14 protein-coding genes are annotated in these 15,968 nt (G+C 67.7%); 3 read left to right on the plus strand and 11 right to left on the minus strand.

Features of this window, described 5'->3' with window-relative positions:
• Positions 1–2 precede the first annotated feature (2 nt).
• The 11 genes from ACSEEN_RS06720 to ACSEEN_RS06770 all read right to left on the minus strand — a co-directional run bounded on the left by ACSEEN_RS06720 (position 3) and on the right by ACSEEN_RS06770 (position 11,876).
• Positions 3–323: a 2Fe-2S iron-sulfur cluster-binding protein gene (locus ACSEEN_RS06720; protein ID WP_440712709.1), complete on the minus strand. Its 321-nt coding sequence runs from the start codon at positions 321–323 to the stop codon at positions 3–5.
• A gap of 22 nt (positions 324–345) precedes the next feature.
• On the minus strand, positions 346–1,101 hold the full coding sequence (locus tag ACSEEN_RS06725) for an SDR family NAD(P)-dependent oxidoreductase (RefSeq protein WP_440712710.1): 756 nt from the start codon (positions 1,099–1,101) through the stop codon (positions 346–348).
• Position 1,102: 1 nt separating this feature from the next.
• Complete coding sequence (locus tag ACSEEN_RS06730; protein WP_440712711.1) at positions 1,103–2,938, minus strand: PEP-utilizing enzyme; 1,836 nt, start codon at positions 2,936–2,938, stop codon at positions 1,103–1,105.
• On the minus strand, positions 2,935–4,035 hold the full coding sequence (locus tag ACSEEN_RS06735; RefSeq protein ID WP_440712712.1) for a PEP/pyruvate-binding domain-containing protein: 1,101 nt from the start codon (positions 4,033–4,035) through the stop codon (positions 2,935–2,937). Before ACSEEN_RS06735 ends, ACSEEN_RS06730 begins: the two co-directional genes overlap by 4 nt.
• A 5-nt stretch (positions 4,036–4,040) precedes the next feature.
• On the minus strand, positions 4,041–5,294 hold the full coding sequence (locus ACSEEN_RS06740) for a cytochrome P450 (protein WP_440712713.1): 1,254 nt from the start codon (positions 5,292–5,294) through the stop codon (positions 4,041–4,043).
• 124 nt (positions 5,295–5,418) lie between these two features.
• Positions 5,419–6,201: an IclR family transcriptional regulator gene (locus tag ACSEEN_RS06745; RefSeq protein WP_440712714.1), complete on the minus strand. Its 783-nt coding sequence runs from the start codon at positions 6,199–6,201 to the stop codon at positions 5,419–5,421.
• A gap of 5 nt (positions 6,202–6,206) precedes the next feature.
• Positions 6,207–6,818, minus strand: coding sequence for an HD domain-containing protein (locus ACSEEN_RS06750; RefSeq protein ID WP_440712715.1), 612 nt, complete (start codon positions 6,816–6,818; stop codon positions 6,207–6,209).
• 194 nt (positions 6,819–7,012) lie between these two features.
• Positions 7,013–9,037, minus strand: a complete 2,025-nt coding sequence (locus ACSEEN_RS06755; RefSeq protein ID WP_440712716.1) for a DUF2339 domain-containing protein — start codon at positions 9,035–9,037, stop codon at positions 7,013–7,015.
• A 112-nt stretch (positions 9,038–9,149) separates the two neighbouring features.
• Complete coding sequence (locus ACSEEN_RS06760) at positions 9,150–9,797, minus strand: response regulator (protein WP_371308496.1); 648 nt, start codon at positions 9,795–9,797, stop codon at positions 9,150–9,152.
• Positions 9,794–11,014 (minus strand): MacS family sensor histidine kinase, encoded by a 1,221-nt coding sequence (gene macS / locus ACSEEN_RS06765; RefSeq protein ID WP_298445085.1) that lies wholly within the window; start codon positions 11,012–11,014, stop codon positions 9,794–9,796. The genes ACSEEN_RS06760 and macS overlap by 4 nt, the downstream gene beginning before the upstream one ends.
• Positions 11,015–11,024: 10 nt before the next feature.
• Entirely contained in the window at positions 11,025–11,876 is an 852-nt protein-coding gene (locus ACSEEN_RS06770) for a fumarylacetoacetate hydrolase family protein (RefSeq protein ID WP_440712717.1), read from the minus strand.
• Positions 11,877–12,182: 306 nt separating this feature from the next.
• On the opposite strand from ACSEEN_RS06770, the gene dnaK reads away from it, so the two are divergent.
• From dnaK to dnaJ, 3 genes are all read left to right on the plus strand, one after another.
• Entirely contained in the window at positions 12,183–14,030 is a 1,848-nt protein-coding gene (dnaK, locus tag ACSEEN_RS06775) for a molecular chaperone DnaK (RefSeq protein WP_247866055.1), read from the plus strand.
• Positions 14,027–14,599 (plus strand): nucleotide exchange factor GrpE, encoded by a 573-nt coding sequence (gene grpE, locus ACSEEN_RS06780; protein WP_440712718.1) that lies wholly within the window; start codon positions 14,027–14,029, stop codon positions 14,597–14,599. The genes dnaK and grpE overlap by 4 nt, the downstream gene beginning before the upstream one ends.
• Positions 14,600–14,752: 153 nt before the next feature.
• Complete coding sequence (dnaJ, locus tag ACSEEN_RS06785) at positions 14,753–15,967, plus strand: molecular chaperone DnaJ (RefSeq protein WP_247866056.1); 1,215 nt, start codon at positions 14,753–14,755, stop codon at positions 15,965–15,967.
• Position 15,968: the final 1 nt, after the last annotated feature.

Consider the following 15,968-nt stretch of genomic DNA (forward strand, 5'->3'; position numbering starts at 1 on the left):
CGCTACACCTGTGTCTCTGGCGTGGTGACATGCAGGTCCATGTCCTCGGTCACTTTGATCTGACAGCACAGCCGGGAGGTCTCGACCCGGTCTTCGCTGGTGCCGTAGAGCATCTCGTCTTCCATCTCCGACATCTCGGGAAGTCCGGCGAAATCGGTAGCGTCGACGATGACATGGCAGGTGGCGCAGGACAGGGATCCGCCGCATTCGGCGACGATCTCCGGGACACCGTTGCGGACGGCGGTCTCCATGACCGAATCCCCGACCGTCGCATCGACGGCGGTCGCATGCCCGCTGGAGTCGGTGAAAGTGATCTTGGGCATCGTGGGCTCCTTTAGCTCGTGCTCAGATGAATTGGCGGCCACCGTCGACCACGAGGGTCTGACCGGTGAGGTACCTGCTGTCAGAACCGGCCAGGAACAGCGCCGTTCCGACGATGTCGCCGGGCTGGCCTGGCCGACGCAGCGCCCCGCGGCTCACGCCGTAGTCTTCGGCGTTGTCGATGAGGCCGTAGCTGGCTTCGGTGAGGGTGAATCCCGGTGCGATCGTGTTCGCAGTGATACCGCGCCGGCCAAGTTCCTTGGCGATCACGCGAGTCAGTGCGATCACGCCGCCCTTGGAAGCCACATAATGCGCCCACTGTTCCGAGCCGGAGTAGACCGTGGCCGAGGCGATGTTGATGATCGCGGCGGCGTCGTCTTCCAGATACGGACTCAGTGCCTTGGTGACCAGCCACGGACCTTTGAGGTTGACCGCCATCACCTGGTCCCATTCGGTCGGTGAGATCTCCTCGAGTGGACTTCTGGTCAGGCTCGCGTAGATCGCCGCGTTGTTGATCACCGCCTGGCATCGTCCGTCGCCGAAATCGGCGACGGCCTCGGCCAGTTCGGCGGCCGACTGTTCAGAGGTCACGTCCACACGGCCTGACCAGGCCGGCGCGCCGGCCTGCTCGACCAGCCGAGCCGTCTCGGCTGTGCCCGCCTCATCCAGGTCCGCGACCGCCACTCGGTAGCCGCGGCCCGCGAAGCCCAGCGCGAAGGCCCGGCCGAGGCCGCCGGCGGCACCGGTGATCACTACCGTGCGCTGTTGCGCTCGACTCATCTCAGTCGTCCAGAATCTCGACGCGGCCGGTGTCTCCGTTCACTCGCAGCCGCTGACCGGTGCGAATGGATGTGGACCCGTTCCCTGTTCCGGTCACTGCCGGAAGTCCGTACTCGCGACAGACGATCGCGGCGTGGCTCATCATCCCGCCGATATCGGTGACGGTCGCACGGATCTTGCCGAAGATCGGACCCCATGACGGCGCGGTGATGGTGGCGACGAGGATCTCGCCTTCCTGCACCTCGCTGAGTTGGTCGGCGCTGTGCACCACCCGGGCCGGGCCCTCGACCACCCCGGGGGATGCCGCCATACCCGTGATCGCGCTGTCGTCGGAGTCCTCTCGGTCGTCGAGCCACTGCTGAACCTGTTCGGTGGTGATGCCCCAGAGCATCATCGTGAACGGCTCGGTGATCTCCTCCGGTGGCGTGTTCAGCGCAGCCTGGGGGCGTGCCTGCGACAGTGCGTCGATGATCTTGCGCCGTCGTTCGATCTCCGTCGGCCAGTAGTACGGGCCGGTCGCCGTGACTCCGACGCCCCACCCGGTGACCAGATCGAAGAGTGCCTCGCGGACCTCGCCGCGGGTGAGATACAGGATGTCCTCGGGATCGTCCCAGAACCCCGCTTCGGCGAAGACCTTGCCCAGCTCGCGCACCTTGCGCCAGAACACACCCATCGTCCAGTGTTCGATGTAGAAGTTGTGGTTCTCCACGTACGGGTAGGCGGTGGATGCCAGGGCGTGTTTGGCATCGAAAGTCGCCAGCTGATCTCCGTCGAGCAGTTCGCGGTACTCGCTGACGATCCGGTCCTTCTCGGCGATCAGCTCATCGACGGGCCGCAGAATCTCCTGGCCGTCTTGCAGCCGGCGCAGATAATCCTTGATGTAGCTGAGCGGGATCTCCTGGTGGTCGAGCCAGTACTTGTCGTGACCGTAGAAGCCGTTGCCGACGGTGAAGTTGAACCAGGGGTCCTGTGCCTTCCGGTAGGCGGCGAGCCATTCCTGCCCGCCGGGCAGGTCGCCGATCCGAGTCAGTGTGCCGTCCACGTCATCGGTGTCGGCGAATGCGGTGCCGAGATCGAGCTTGGCGGCGAGAGCTGCTAGCGCTTTGAGTTCGTCGTCGGGCCGGAACAACTCCATATCGACGCCCTGCACCATCTTCGCGATCGACTGCTCGGCGATCGAGGGGAACACCTCTTTGCAGAACGTGAAGAAGTCCAGGTAGGCGAGGTAGCCCAGATTGAGGAATTCGAAATGATACTGCCAGTTCTGGTAACAGAGGGCGATCAACCGGTCGAAGTTCTCCAGCAGGACCTCCGATCCGTCCTTGGCCTTACCGGAGACGATGTCATCGAAGGGCACCGCCTCCGGCAGTGGCTCGAAGGTGAGACCGGCCATCTCGTCGATGGTCCCGCGGACCTTCACATGCCACGCCGCCAGCAGCGATTCCCAGTTCTGGAAGTAGTGGCCGACGCGGCGTTCGAACTCAGGCACCCGCGCGGGTACCTGATCCTCGGGGACCGGGACCGGGCTCATGTACAGGTACCCGAGGTGGATCTTGAACTCGATGCCGTTGGCCGTGGGGATCAGTAGATGTCGGGTGTTGTACTGGCCCAGGCACTTGACCGCGAATTCGCCGCCGACCGTTTCGAAGGGCTTGAAGACCGTGGGCCAGTGCTGGGAGTCGCAGAACCAGAATTTGTCGTCGTCGCCACTGTAGTTCTGAAAGACCAGGTTGTAGGGATAGAGATCTTCCCAACCTTCTGCCCCTTCCGGGACCGGGAGTTCGGAAGGCTTGGGGAAAGACTTCATCGCCGCGCGCGGCTGACTTGGTGCGCTCATTTCTGGGTCCTGTTCGTGAGATTTGCGGTGAGACCGGCCAAGGAGAAGCCGGTGGAAGCGGATGGACTCGAGGCGGTTGCCGGTGTCTTGCTGGAATGCACCGTTTCGGGCCGCGATTGCAGGAGGAGTAGGTTCTGTCCGTCGGGCAGATCGGCGTCGAGTGCCCATTCGATGTCCTGTGGGCACTGGTAGTGCTTCTCTGCCCGCTTGGCCATCGCGGCGATCTGGGTGATCTCCTCCGGTGTGAGGCACAGCCGTTCCCGCCGTTCGGGCTCCACCTCGCGTTCGGTGAGCTCACCGTTGGTTCCGTCGGGGATCAGCTCGGCGTGCTTGTCGCCGATGGTGTGCGAGAGCACGGTGAGCATGACCTTGTCCACCAGCAGATTGTCGGGGGTCACCTGGCCGGAAACGACCATCTCCCCGACGCCCCACGAGGCGTCGATGGTGATCTTGGAACGGTCTCCGGTGGTCGGGTTCATGGTGATCGCCACACCGGAGGCTCTGGCGTTCACCATCTTCTGGATCGCTACGGCGATGGCCAGTCCCTCATCGGGAATGTTGTGCTTGATCCGGTAGAGGATCGCCCGGCTCGTATACAGCGACGCCCAGCAACTGCGCAGCTTCGCAATCACGGCGTCGACGCCGCTGACCCAGAGATACGTGTCCTGCTGGCCGGCGAAACTGGCGGTGGGCAGGTCCTCGGCGGTGGCCGACGACCGGACCGCGACCGGAACCTCGGTGGCGAAGGCGCTCTGGAACTCCTCATAGGCGTTCCGGAAGGCATCGCGGATGTGGTCCGGCGCGGCGTGCGAGCAGATGGCGTCCCGGATCTTCGCGGACTTCTCTTCGATGGTCGCCATATCGTGCGGATCGAGCCTGGCGATCGCCTCCGAGATGCGGGCGTGGAGCCCGGTCTCTTCGAGGAAATCGGTGTAGGCCTTGGTGGTGACCGTGAATCCGGGCGGCACCGGCATGCCGGCGGTCGTCATCGTCGTCAGCGACGCACATTTGCCGCCGAGCAGCTCGATCGATGGCTCCAGAGTGGTATCGAAGAACCGGATGTAGCGGTTCTCTCTGACGGAGTCGTGTGCGGACATGATGGTCACCTTTCCCAGGTCACTGGGACCGAAGTCGGCACCCTGAAGGAGATGTTGCTGGCGAATTCGATGGGGTCGCCGGTGAGCCGGAGGCTCGGGCAGCGTGCGGTGAGTTCCTCGAGGAGGATCTTCGCCTGCAGCTTGGCCAGCTTGTTTCCGAGGCAGTAGTGGATGCCGTAGCCGAAGGCCAGGTGCTCACGGGCGTTGGTCCGACGCGCTTCGAACCGGTCGGGATCGTCGAAGTGGGCGGAGTCGCGGTTGGCCGAGCCCATGACGAGGAGAAGATTCGCGCCCTCCGGCACGGTGACGTCGCCGACCTGTGCCTCGACCATCGCCTTGCGGCGCCAGGCCACGATGGACGGGCTCATCCGAAGGATTTCCTCGATGGCATTCGGAATCACCTTCGGGTCGTCCACGAGACTCTGCCAGCGTTCGCGGTCCTCCAGCAGCAGCCGCACCGAGTTGGAGATCAACGTGGTGGTGGTCTCGTGGCCGGCGAACAGGAGGCTGTAGCAAACCGAAGCGATCTCGTGATCGCTGATCGGATCACCCGATTCCTGTGCCCGGACCAGGTCGCCGACCAGCGAGTCCTTTTCGGAGTGGTGCGCCTCCTCGACCAGCCGCAGGCATTCCTGCCAGAACTCGACGAGGTTGTGCGCGTGTGGGATCTGTTCCTCGTCGTTCAGGTCCGACCAGGTCATCGCGGCTCGGGAGGCCGACCAGCGCTTGTAATCGGCGATCTGGCGTTCGGCGTCGGCGCCGATAAGAGTGAGGATGGTGATGGTGGGGATGTCGTTGGCCAGATCGGTCAGGACGTCGCCGACGGGCTCCGGATGGGCGAGCATCCGCTCGATGTAGAGCTCCACGTTCGCCCGGATCGACGGCTCCATCGCCTTGTACCGGCGCGGTGTGAATCCCTTGGCGACGATGCCCCGTATGCGGGTGTGCTCTGGCGGAACCCGTGCTGAGAGACCCGAGTACGCGGTGAAGCCGCCGTCCTTGAGGATCTGCTCGGCCTGCGGGCCGCGCTCGCGGACGGGGGCCTGAGCGTTGGCGCTGGAGAAGCGCTCCCAGTCGTCGAAGACCGCCTTGATGTCGTCGTAGCGCGTGACGACCCAGTAGTCGATACGCTCGTCGTACATCACGGGCTCTTCGCGGCGCAGTTCCGAGTAGGAGGGGAACGGGTCGTTCTGGTCAAACGGCTCGAAGCCGTGATGGGCCGGGCAAGTGCCCTGGTGCTGATCGGTGGATGTCGGCATGACGCTCCTTGTGGCTATGACTGCGACATATCTCGTGTCGTCCGCCTCAGTCTGCGGCCAGTGAGAGAGCGCTCACAATCAGAAGCTTCCGTTCAGCGGAAGTCACTTTTCCGGGACCGGCTGATCAGCGCTGGCGGGGACGGGTGGCCGCCTGCGGGAGCCGACTGACTGCCGGCGAGATCCGGTCGGCGATCCCATTCAGCACCGGCAGATAGCGAGACATCTGATCGGCTTGGCCGGCCAGCATCACCAGGCCGATGGACGCGGGTGCGGCCCCCGAAGCGGCGAACACCGGAACCGCGATCGAACATGATCCGGCCCGTACTTCCTCGACGGTGATCGCATAACCCTGCTCGCGCACTTGCGCGAGCTCGCGCTGCAGCCATCGCGGATTGACGTGCGTCCGGGTGGTCGGCGTCTCCAGATCGCGTTCGAGATAGGCATGTTGCAACCAGGGCTCCTCGTACGCGAGCAGCACCTTTCCGACCGCGGTGGCGTGCAGCGGGAGTCGGCCGCCCACCCGAGAGGCTCGCGGCACGCGTTTCGAGCTGTACACGCGGTCGATGTACAGAGCTTCGTGACCTTCACGGATCGCCAGATGCGTTGTCTCGTTGGTCAGAAGAAACAGGTCCTGAAGGTAGGGGCGCGCCGCATCTCGCAACTGACGGCCACCCTGCTGGGCTACCTCCCACAGGCGGAGACCGACGGTGTAGCGCGCGTCGGGTCCCTTCTCCAGCGCCCCCCACTCGACCAGCTCGCCCACCAAGCGATGTGCTGTGGACAACGGAATGCCCGCAGCGTCGGCGAGCTGAGTCAGCGGCTGCGAATGGGGGCCGTCCTCGAAGGCTCCCAGAATGGCGAGCACCTTGGACGTGACGGAGCGGCCCGCGTCGGCCTCTGGGCGCACCGGGCCTACCCGAGTTCGATCCGCTCTGGCGAGCAGTCGATCGAGGCCAGGGCAGCCAGCGCCAAGGCGAGGTCCCGTCCACGTTCGGTGTAGAGGTGACCGTGCACCCGGCTTGCGATCAGTCGGTGCGCCTGCTCGCGGGTCAGCCCGAACCAGTTCATCACCGAGTCGATGCCGTGCGGAGTGAGCCGCCACAGCCGGTCGGCGTCTTTGACTAGGGCGTCGTTGAGCGACAGTGCTTCTCGCCGCGAGTCGTGGCCGTCGATGATCGTGATGATTTCCGTGATCCGCGCATCCTCGTAGCCGAGCTCACGCAGCGCTTTCTCGGCGAGCACCGCGCCCTCTCGCTCGTGTAGGAGAACCAACTCCGGACGTGGTCGGTCGGGTGCGATGGCCGCCAGCACGTCGTCTGGCGGAACCTGCGACCAGCCGGTGTCGTGCAGCAGGATCGCCGGCAGCACGATCTGCGGATCAGCCTCCGAATAGCGGCTGAGCAGATAGCGGGCGAGCCCGTAAGCGTAGAGGGTGTGCACGTCGTTGTCGCGAACCTTCAGGTGCGGGGCCGCGAGCCGCCAGACCGCGGCATCTGACTCCGCGACGTCGATGACACCGACCACTTGATCCCACGCGGGGATGTGCCGGGAGACATCTCGGCCCAAGTCGTTTCCGGTCGGTTCTAAGGAAGGAAGCACAGATCCAGTAGACGCCCGCTGCACGGAGCAAGCAAAGCGTGCTTCCGTTCAGTGAAAATCGCTGCTCCGTGGTCGACAGTTCAGCGAGCTTGTCCGTCGACCGGACTCCGGCAGGTGGATCAGCCCCGGCCGACGGAGCCGGGCGGGCCGGGTATCAGGACTACCGGGATCGGTCCGGTCGGGCAGTCGGCCGCCGGATCGTCCTCGGGCAGGCTCTGCGCGTAGACGACACCCAGGCCCAGGAGCACCAGGCCGACCACGATGAACACCAGCACCCGGAAGAACCCGCCCAGCGCCGCGAGGTCGAAGAGGAAGAGCTTGGCGACCGCGACCCCGATCACGAGCAGTCCGGCGGTCAGGGCCAGGGTGCGATCGCCGTTGCGGAGGCGCCGTGTCCAGGTCAGCGCCACGGCACCGGCGGCGACGAAGCCGATCGTCGCGCACATCTGGCCGGCACGGTAGCCGTTCAGGCTGCCGCCGGTGGCGGCCGTGCCGACCGCCACGCAGAACACGTTGACCAGGACCAGGGAGGTCAGCCCGGCGATGACGATGAGCACGGTCGACGCGCTCTTCGCCGACGGCAGCCACGACCAGGTGACCATGCCGAGCGCGATCAGCGCGAGCAGCGAACCGATGACGAGGACGATCCGGTCGGTGGTGCCCAGCCCGTCCCGGACGAACATCGCCGTTGCGCCCGGCACGGCGATCGCCACCAGTCCAGCGGCGAGGACGACGGTCGACGTGATCCGCACCGGCAGTGCGAGATCGCCGGCATAGCGATCCGACACGGCCAGGACCGCGGCCGTCCCGAGCAGTGCGAGCGTGAAACCGTCGGCGCCGAAAGCGGCGGCCACGGCGATCACCCCGGTCACCACGCCGCCGGCCAGCCACACGATCCGGACCGCGCGGTCGGCGCCCGGCAGGGCGGTGCCGCCCAGCGCGAGCGCGAGCAACACCGCGGCGGCGACGCCGAGGATGATCCCGGCGGTGGTTCCGTCGAGCCGGTATCCGCTGATCAACAGGGGCAGAACCGGAAGGAGACCGATGAGCGCGACGAGCAGGGGGATCGAACTGGTCCGTACCAACAGGCAGGCCGACACCACACCGAGGGCCGCGGTCAGACAGGCCACGATCGCGAACTGGGTGGGCGTCCCTCCGTGGAGCTGCACCGCGAGCCCGACGAGCGGCAGCGTGGCCGCGACCGTGGTGACGGCGAACAACACACACCAGTTGCGGCCGATCTGGACGGCCAGCGATGCCGCGGCGTAGACCAGCAGGAAGACCGCGAGGGTCATGGTGAAGCCGTGCGTGAGGAACGGGGAGAACAGGATCAGCGCCACCCCCGCGGTGACGCCGAGCCACTGGTCCTTCCAGGCCGCGGCGACGGCGAGGCTGCCGGCGACGACGGTCCCGGACAGCACGAGCGCCGCGATCATCGGTAGCCAGTGATAGATGTTCGCGGCCGCCAGGACACAGAAGAGCGCGGTCACGACGCCGGTGGCGACCAGTGCAGATGCGGCCGAACGGCGGGCCGGACGGCGACCGATCCAGAGGCCGGCGCCGGCGAGGGCGACGGCCAGGACGGCGCCGCCGGCGACCCGGACCTCCGGCCGGAGCAGCCCGGCTTCCGCGGCCAGCACCAGCAGCAGAACCACGCCGATCAGGGTGATCGCGACGCCGGCGACGGCCAGGATCCGGCCGATCACGCTGCCGGTGTCGCGGGGTGCGCGCATCGGGGGTGCGGGCCAGGCGGGGCCGTACGGCTGCACCGGAGACGGAGCGCCCGGATACGGAGGGAAGGGCGCGGCCGGGTGGGGTCCGGCGTACGGAGGCGGAACCGGCGGAGTCGGGATGGGCGGCGCTGCGATCGGCGTACCGGGCGGCGGCGCGATGGCGGTCGCATACTGCAGAGTGGGCCGAGGTTCGGCCTGCGGCTCGGTCGCGGCCCGCGGTTCCGGTTCTACCTGTTGTTCGGGTTCCTGTTGTTCGGGTTCCGGGGCCGTCGCGGGCCGCGTGGCGAGTCCGGCCAGGGCCTCGCGGAGTTCGGCGACGTCGCCGGTGACCTTCGACAGGCGGGCGGAGATGGCGTGCAGGTCGTCGTCGATGCGCGCGGCGACCTCGATCGGATCCGGTGCTGAGCTCATGATTTCCAGTGTCCGCCGGGATGCGGGCACCCGGATGCGCAGAACTACCTAGATGGGCGATTCCCGGAGTCGGCGGCTGTACGGCCGGACGGATTCGGCGTCCGTGTTGCCGCTACGACAGCCCGTTGTCCATCGCGTAGCGGGCCAGCTCCACCCGGTTGCGGAGGTGGAGTTTGCGGAGGGTGGCGCCGACGTGGTTCTCGACGGTCCGCGGGCTCAGGTACAGGCGCTCGGCGATCTGCCGGGAGCTGAGGCCCTTGGCGACGTAGCGGAGCACCTCGGTCTCGCGCTCGGTGAGGGCGGGTGCGTCGTCGGCCGGGTCCTTCGCGAGCCGCCGGTATTCGCCGAGCACCAGGCCGGCCAGGCCGGGGGTGAAGACGGTCTGCCCGGCGGCGGTCGCCCGGACGGCGGCGACCAGCTCGGAGCGCTGCGCGCTCTTGACCAGGTATCCGCCGGCACCGGACTTGACCGCCTCCAGGACGTCGTCGCGCTCCTCCGAGGCCGACAGCACCAGGATGCGCGAATTCGGGGAGACCGCCAGCACCGCGACGGTGGCCTGGGCGCCGTTGCCGTCGGGGAGTTGCATGTCCATCAGCACCACATCGGGCTGATAGGCGCGCGCCATCTCGGTGGCCCGCTGCACGCCGTCGGCCGCGGCGACGACGTCGAAGCCCTCGTCGGTCAGGTCCCGGGCGACGCCGTCGCGCCACATCGGGTGGTCATCGACCACCATCACGCGGATCGGTGCGGGATCGCTCATCGTCGGTCGCCCTCCTGGCGTAGCGGGATGGTCAGTTCCCATTCTGTGCCCGCACCGGGCGCCGATTCCAGCGCCACGCTGCCGCCGAGCGCTTCGATGCGTCCGATGATCGACCGGCTGATGCCCATCCGGCCCTCGGCGGCGGCCTGGTTCAGGCGGCCCGGCGCGATCCCGCGGCCGTCGTCGCGCAGGCTCAGGACCACCTCGTCGTCGAGGTCTTCCAGAAGGACGAAGCTGTGGGCGCCGGGCCCGGCGTGCCGGGCGGTGTTGTCGAGAACGTTGGTGACCGCGGCCAGGACCTCGCGCGCGATCTCCTCGTGCAGGACGACCGGTGCCGCCGGGGTGCTGACCGAGACGGTGTCGGTGGCGAGGGCGCGGAGGGGCACGCCGAGGTCGACGATCTCGGCGGTCGTCGGACGGCTGCGCGAGGGGGAGGCCTGCGGGTGGACCTCGGCGATCAGCCGTCGCAGTTGCCGTTCCTGGCCGGCCGCGAGTTCGGCCAGTTCGGTGGTGGGTCCGCCGATCTCACGGCCGCGCCGGGCGATCAGGGCGAGCGCCTGCAAGACGCCGTCGTGCACGTGCCGGGCGAGTCGTTCCCGTTCGGCGGCCTGTGCCGCGGCGTGCACCGCGGCGGTCAGCTTCGCGTGCGTCACCCGGGCGCGGGAGGCGGCCAGTCCTACCGCCATACCGGCCACGACCAGCAGCAGGAAGGTCGCGTTGCGTCCGAAGTTGAAGAAGACCTGCCCCTTGACCAGGAAATTCGCCAGCCCGATCGCGACCCCGGCCGCGGCCCCCGTCCAGGCGCCGCCGAGCAGAGCCGCCGAGAGCAGCGCGCTGGAACACCAAAGGGTGGTCGGCCACGTCTGGTTCGACGCGATCCAGGCGGAACTCGCGACGTACTCGGTGGAGAGCATCGCCGCGATGAAGCAGGCGAGTTCGGCCGCGGCACACCACCAGCGGCGGCCGAAACCGACGAGGTACCCGGTGGCGAAGACCGCGTTCGCGGCGGTCAGGAGTACGAAGAAGAGCCAGGCGATCCCGGGATGCTCGAGGTCGTGGTCGACGGCGATCAGGAAGCCGAGCGCGTAGAAGAAGCCGAGCAGCCGGAATATCTGGGCACCGCGCCAGAGCGGGCCGACCGGGTCGTCGTCGTCGAGCCGGCGCCAGCTCTCCGGGAACAGCCGGTCCAGAGCGGTCACCGCCGCGACGGGGGACATGGGCGGTGGGTCAGGCGTCAGCGGCGACGACGGTGTTGCGGCACTCGCCGATGCCGTCGATGCTCACGACGATCCGCTGGCCGGCCTGCAGATGCGCCTCGGGGCCGTGGTCGTGCGCCGGCGACGACGGGCTGCCGGTGGCGACGATGTCGCCCGGGCGCAGTTCCATGAACCGCGAGGCGCGACGGACCACGTGCACCGGGTCGAAGTGCAGGTCGGCGGTGCTGCCGGACTGGACCGGCCGGCCGTCGATCGTGGTCGTGAGCGCGAGGGTCGGTGCGATGCCGCCGGGCAGGTCGTCCGGGGTCACCAGGTACGGGCCGATCGGAGTGGAGCGGTCCCAGATGTTGCCGAGTCCCCATTCCTCGGCCTGGAACTCGAGATCGCGGTCGGTGACGTCGTTCATGACGGTGAAGCCGGCGATGGCGGCGGCCGCCTCGTCGTCGGAGGCGTGCCGCACGGTCCGTCCGATGACGATGGCGAGCTCGACGGCGCAGTCGAGGGCGTGGGCGTCCGCCGGCTTGACGATCTCGTCGTTCGCGCCGATCAGCGCGGTGGAGAACTTGGTCGACAGGCGCGGTGATTCGGGGATGTTCAGCCCGAGGACCCGGTAGTGCTCGCCGTAGTTGTGCGACACGCAGATCACCTTGTCGGGGTTGATCACCGGCGGCGCGAAATCGGCGGTGGCGGCGTCGTAGGTGGTGCCGGAGTCGGTGGCGGCGGCCTTGGTGAGACCGTCCGGATCGGCCAGCAGCGCACCCAGATCGACGTACCCCAGGTCGACGAGCACCGGCGACGTGCCGCTGTCGACGCGCTTGACCGCGCGGGTGGTGGTGTCGGTACGGATCGTGGCCAGGTGCATGGTGTCCCCTCGAAGTCGCTCGCGCCGGTGCGCGCTCACTCCATCATCGCACCGGCGCCCATTGTGAGCAGGATCACCACATATATGCACGTAACAGGCTCAAGTTCGGGAAGAGATCGGCCCGCGGACCGGTTGTACCCATCGAGGAACCTGAGTGAACAGCGCTCAAGAAGGCTTGACGGATCACCGTCACCGGTCTAAGTGTTGAGTGCGAGACGCTGAGGTTTCTGACCAAGACATCAGGAGCCATTGCGGCCCTACCGGACAAACCCGGCTCACCTAGCCGTACAACAGGGAGGAACACACATGTCACGTGCTGTCGGAATCGATCTCGGCACCACCAACTCCGCGCTCGCGGTGCTGGAGGGTGGCGAGCCCGTCGTCATCACGAACGCGGAGGGATCGCGGACCACCCCGTCCGTCGTCGCCTTCGCCCGCAACGGTGAGGTCCTGGTGGGTCAGCCCGCCAAGAACCAGGCCGTCACCAACGTCGACCGCACCATCCGCTCGGTCAAGCGCCACATGGGCGACCCGAACTGGACCATCGAGATCGACGGCAAGAAGTACACCGCGCAGGAGATCAGCGCCCGCACGCTGATGAAGCTGAAGCGCGACGCCGAAGCCTACCTAGGCGAGGACGTCACCGAGGCCGTCATCACCGTGCCCGCCTACTTCAACGACTCGCAGCGTCAGGCCACCAAGGAAGCCGGCCAGATCGCCGGCCTCGAGGTCCTGCGTATCGTCAACGAGCCCACCGCGGCCGCTCTGGCCTACGGCCTGGACAAGGCCTCCAAGGAACAGACCATCCTGGTCTTCGACCTCGGCGGCGGCACCTTCGACGTCTCCCTGCTGGAGATCGGCGACGGTGTGGTCGAGGTGCGCGCCACCTCCGGCGACAACGTGCTCGGCGGCGACGACTGGGACGAGCGCATCGTTCAGTGGCTCGTCGACAAGTTCAAGGCGTCCAGCGGCATCGACCTGACCAAGGACAAGATGGCCATGCAGCGTCTGCGTGAGGCCGCCGAGAAGGCCAAGATCGAGCTGTCGGCGTCGCAGAGCACCACCATCAACCTGCCGTACATCACGGTCGACGCGGACAAGAACCCGCTGTTCCTGGACGAGACGCTCAGCCGCGCCGAGTTCCAGAAGATCACGCAGGACCTGCTCGACCGCTGCCGCAAGCCCTTCGAGGCCGTCATCAAGGACGCGGGCATCCGCGTCGACGACATCGACCAGGTGGTTCTGGTCGGCGGCTCCACCCGCATGCCCGCCGTGTCCGAGCTGGTCAAGGAACTGACCAACGGTCGCGAGCCCAACAAGGGCGTCAACCCGGACGAGGTCGTCGCCGTCGGCGCCGCCCTGCAGGCCGGCGTGCTGCGCGGCGAGGTCAAGGACGTGCTGCTGCTCGACGTGACCCCGTTGTCCCTCGGCATCGAGACCAAGGGCGGCGTGATGCACAAGCTGATCGAGCGCAACACCACCATCCCGACCAAGCGCTCGGAGACCTACACCACGGCCGAGGACAACCAGCCGTCGGTGCAGATCCAGGTGTACCAGGGTGAGCGCGACATCGCGGCCCACAACAAGCTGCTCGGCAGCTTCGAGCTGGGCGGTATCGCACCGGCCCCGCAGGGTGTCCCGCAGATCGAGGTGACCTTCGACATCGACGCCAACGGCATCGTGCACGTCACCGCGAAGGACAAGGGCACCGGCAAGGAGAACAGCATCCGGATCCAGGACGGCTCGGGTCTCTCGAAGGAAGAGATCGACCGCATGGTCAAGGACGCCGAACTGCACGCCGAGGAGGACCGCAAGCGCCGCGAGGAGGCGGAGACCCGCAACCAGGCCGAGTCCCTGGTCCATCAGACCGAGAAGGTGCTGAAGGACAACGAGGATAAGATCCCGGCCGACGTCGTCGCCGACGTCAAGGGTGCGGTCGACGAGGCCAACGAGGCGCTGAAGGGCACCGACACCGCCGCGATCCGCAGCGCGATCGAGAAGCTGTCGGAGAAGTCGCAGAAGATGGGCGAGGCGATCTACGCCAACGCTCAGGCCGAGACCTCGGCCGCCGACTCCGGTAACGCCGCGGGCGGCAGCTCCGACGACGACGTCGTCGACGCCGAGGTCGTGGACGACCCCGCGGACGACAAGTGACGGCGCCGGGCGCCGAGGGCGGCGCGCCGGGGCCCGAGGACGTCGTGGACGCCGAGGTCGTGACCGAGAACGCCGCCGAGGCGGGAGCCGCGCAGGCTCCCGCCGAGGAGGCGGCCGGCATCGATGAGCGGGTCGCCGAACTGACCGAGGCGTTGCAGCGGGAGCGGGCGCAGTTCGTCAACTTCCGCCGGCGCAGCGCCGAGGAGGCACAGCAGAAGGTGGCGCTCGGCAAGCAGTCGATCGTCGAGAAGCTGCTGCCGCTGCTCGACGACTTCGATCGGGCCCGCGAGCACGGTCACCTGTCAGACGGCCCGCTGAAGGCCTTCGCCGACAAGCTGGGCGATGTGCTGGGCGGCGAGAAGGTGGCGAAGTTCGGTGCCCCGGGCGACCGGTTCGATCCGGAATTGCACGAGGCGATCCAGAACGACGGCAGCGGGGTGGACCCGGTGATCGGGCAGGTGTTCCGGCCCGGTTATCGACTGGGGGACAAGGTGATCCGTCACGCGATGGTCACCGTCACCGATCCGGATCCGGCGGCGGGCGCCGCCGGGACACCGGAGAACGCATAGCAGCCGGGCGGGACCGGGAACGACGTCGGCGTCGTCCCGGTCCCGCCGCGGTCGCGGCGACACAAGACTTTTCCGCCCGGGTGACAGACGCGATGGCGCCGGGCGAGGTACGAAGATCAACAAGACTTTTCAAGACAAGGAGGTGACGCCGGTATGGCGGTGCAACGCGAATGGCTCGACCGAGACTTCTACGCCGACCTGGGCGTCGCTTCGGACGCATCGGCCGCGGACATCAAGAAGGCCTATCGGAAGCTCGCAGCACAGCTGCATCCGGACCGGAATCCCGGCGATACCGCTGCGGAGGACCGTTTCAAGAAGGTCTCCGAGGCCAACAGTGTGCTGTCCGATGCGGAGAAGCGCAAAGAATACGACGAGGCCCGCGCGCTGATGGCCAGCGGCCGGTTCCGTGGCGGTGACGCCTTCGGAGGCGGCGGCGGATTCGGCGGCGGCGGTGGCTACACCACGACCGGTGGCTTCGACATCGGCGACCTGAGCGACCTGTTCGGCGGCGGCGCCGGGGGCGGTGCCGGGGCCGGCGGGATGGGTGACATCTTCGGGAACATCTTCGGTGGTGGCGGCGGCCGCCCGCGCGGTGCTCAGCAGCAGCCGCAGCGTCCGCGCCGCGGCAACGACCTGGAGACCGAGACCACGCTGGCCTTCCGCGACGCGGTGAAGGGCAACACGGTGACGCTCAAGGTCACCAGCCCGTCGCCGTGCACGTCGTGCCACGGCAGCGGCGCCAAGGCGGGGACCAGCCCGAAGACGTGCACGTCGTGCAACGGCTCCGGGTTCATCCACCGCGATCAGGGGCACTTCGGCTTCGCCGAGCCCGATCCGGAATGCCAGGGCACCGGCACCAAGATCGACGAGCCCTGCCCCGACTGCTCGGGCACCGGGGTGCAGATCCGGCCGCGGACCATCAACGTCCGCATCCCGAAGGGCGTCGAGGACGGTCAGCGGATCCGGCTGACCGGCCAGGGCGAGGCCGGCCGTCGTGGGGCGCCGTCGGGCGACCTGTACGTGACCGTGCACGTGACGCCGGACCGGCTGTTCACGCGCAGCGGCAACGACCTGAAACTCCAGCTGCCGGTGAGCTTTTCGGAGCTGGTGCTGGGGACCACGGTCTCGGTGCCGACGCTCGACGGCTCGGTGGGCGTCAAGATCCCGCCGAACACCGCCGACGGCCGCACGCTGCGACTCAAGGGCCGCGGTGTGCCGAAGCGGTCCGGCGGGGCCGGCGATCTGCTGGTGACCGTCAAGGTCGCGGTGCCGCCCACTCTCGACGAGGCTGCCACCGACGCCATCAAGGCGTACGCGGCGGCGGAGAAGGAGAGCGGATTCGATCCCCGGGCCGGCTGGGGGCGGTGAT

It is taken from the genome of Gordonia marina, from assembly GCF_052036135.1.
Classification (GTDB): Bacteria; Actinomycetota; Actinomycetes; order Mycobacteriales; family Mycobacteriaceae; genus Gordonia.

Coding starts and splice junctions, on each gene's coding strand:
- dnaK (WP_247866055.1), top strand. CDS start 12,183: ATGTCACGTGCTGTCGGAATCGATCTCGGCACCACCAACTCCGCGCTC.
- ACSEEN_RS06740 (WP_440712713.1), bottom strand. CDS start 5,294: ATGCCGACATCCACCGATCAGCACCAGGGCACTTGCCCGGCCCATCAC.
- ACSEEN_RS06725 (WP_440712710.1), bottom strand. CDS start 1,101: ATGAGTCGAGCGCAACAGCGCACGGTAGTGATCACCGGTGCCGCCGGC.
- ACSEEN_RS06735 (WP_440712712.1), bottom strand. CDS start 4,035: ATGTCCGCACACGACTCCGTCAGAGAGAACCGCTACATCCGGTTCTTC.
- ACSEEN_RS06755 (WP_440712716.1), bottom strand. CDS start 9,037: ATGAGCTCAGCACCGGATCCGATCGAGGTCGCCGCGCGCATCGACGAC.
- ACSEEN_RS06770 (WP_440712717.1), bottom strand. CDS start 11,876: ATGCACCTGGCCACGATCCGTACCGACACCACCACCCGCGCGGTCAAG.
- ACSEEN_RS06720 (WP_440712709.1), bottom strand. CDS start 323: ATGCCCAAGATCACTTTCACCGACTCCAGCGGGCATGCGACCGCCGTC.
- ACSEEN_RS06730 (WP_440712711.1), bottom strand. CDS start 2,938: ATGAGCGCACCAAGTCAGCCGCGCGCGGCGATGAAGTCTTTCCCCAAG.
- ACSEEN_RS06760 (WP_371308496.1), bottom strand. CDS start 9,797: ATGAGCGATCCCGCACCGATCCGCGTGATGGTGGTCGATGACCACCCG.
- macS (WP_298445085.1), bottom strand. CDS start 11,014: ATGTCCCCCGTCGCGGCGGTGACCGCTCTGGACCGGCTGTTCCCGGAG.
- dnaJ (WP_247866056.1), top strand. CDS start 14,753: ATGGCGGTGCAACGCGAATGGCTCGACCGAGACTTCTACGCCGACCTG.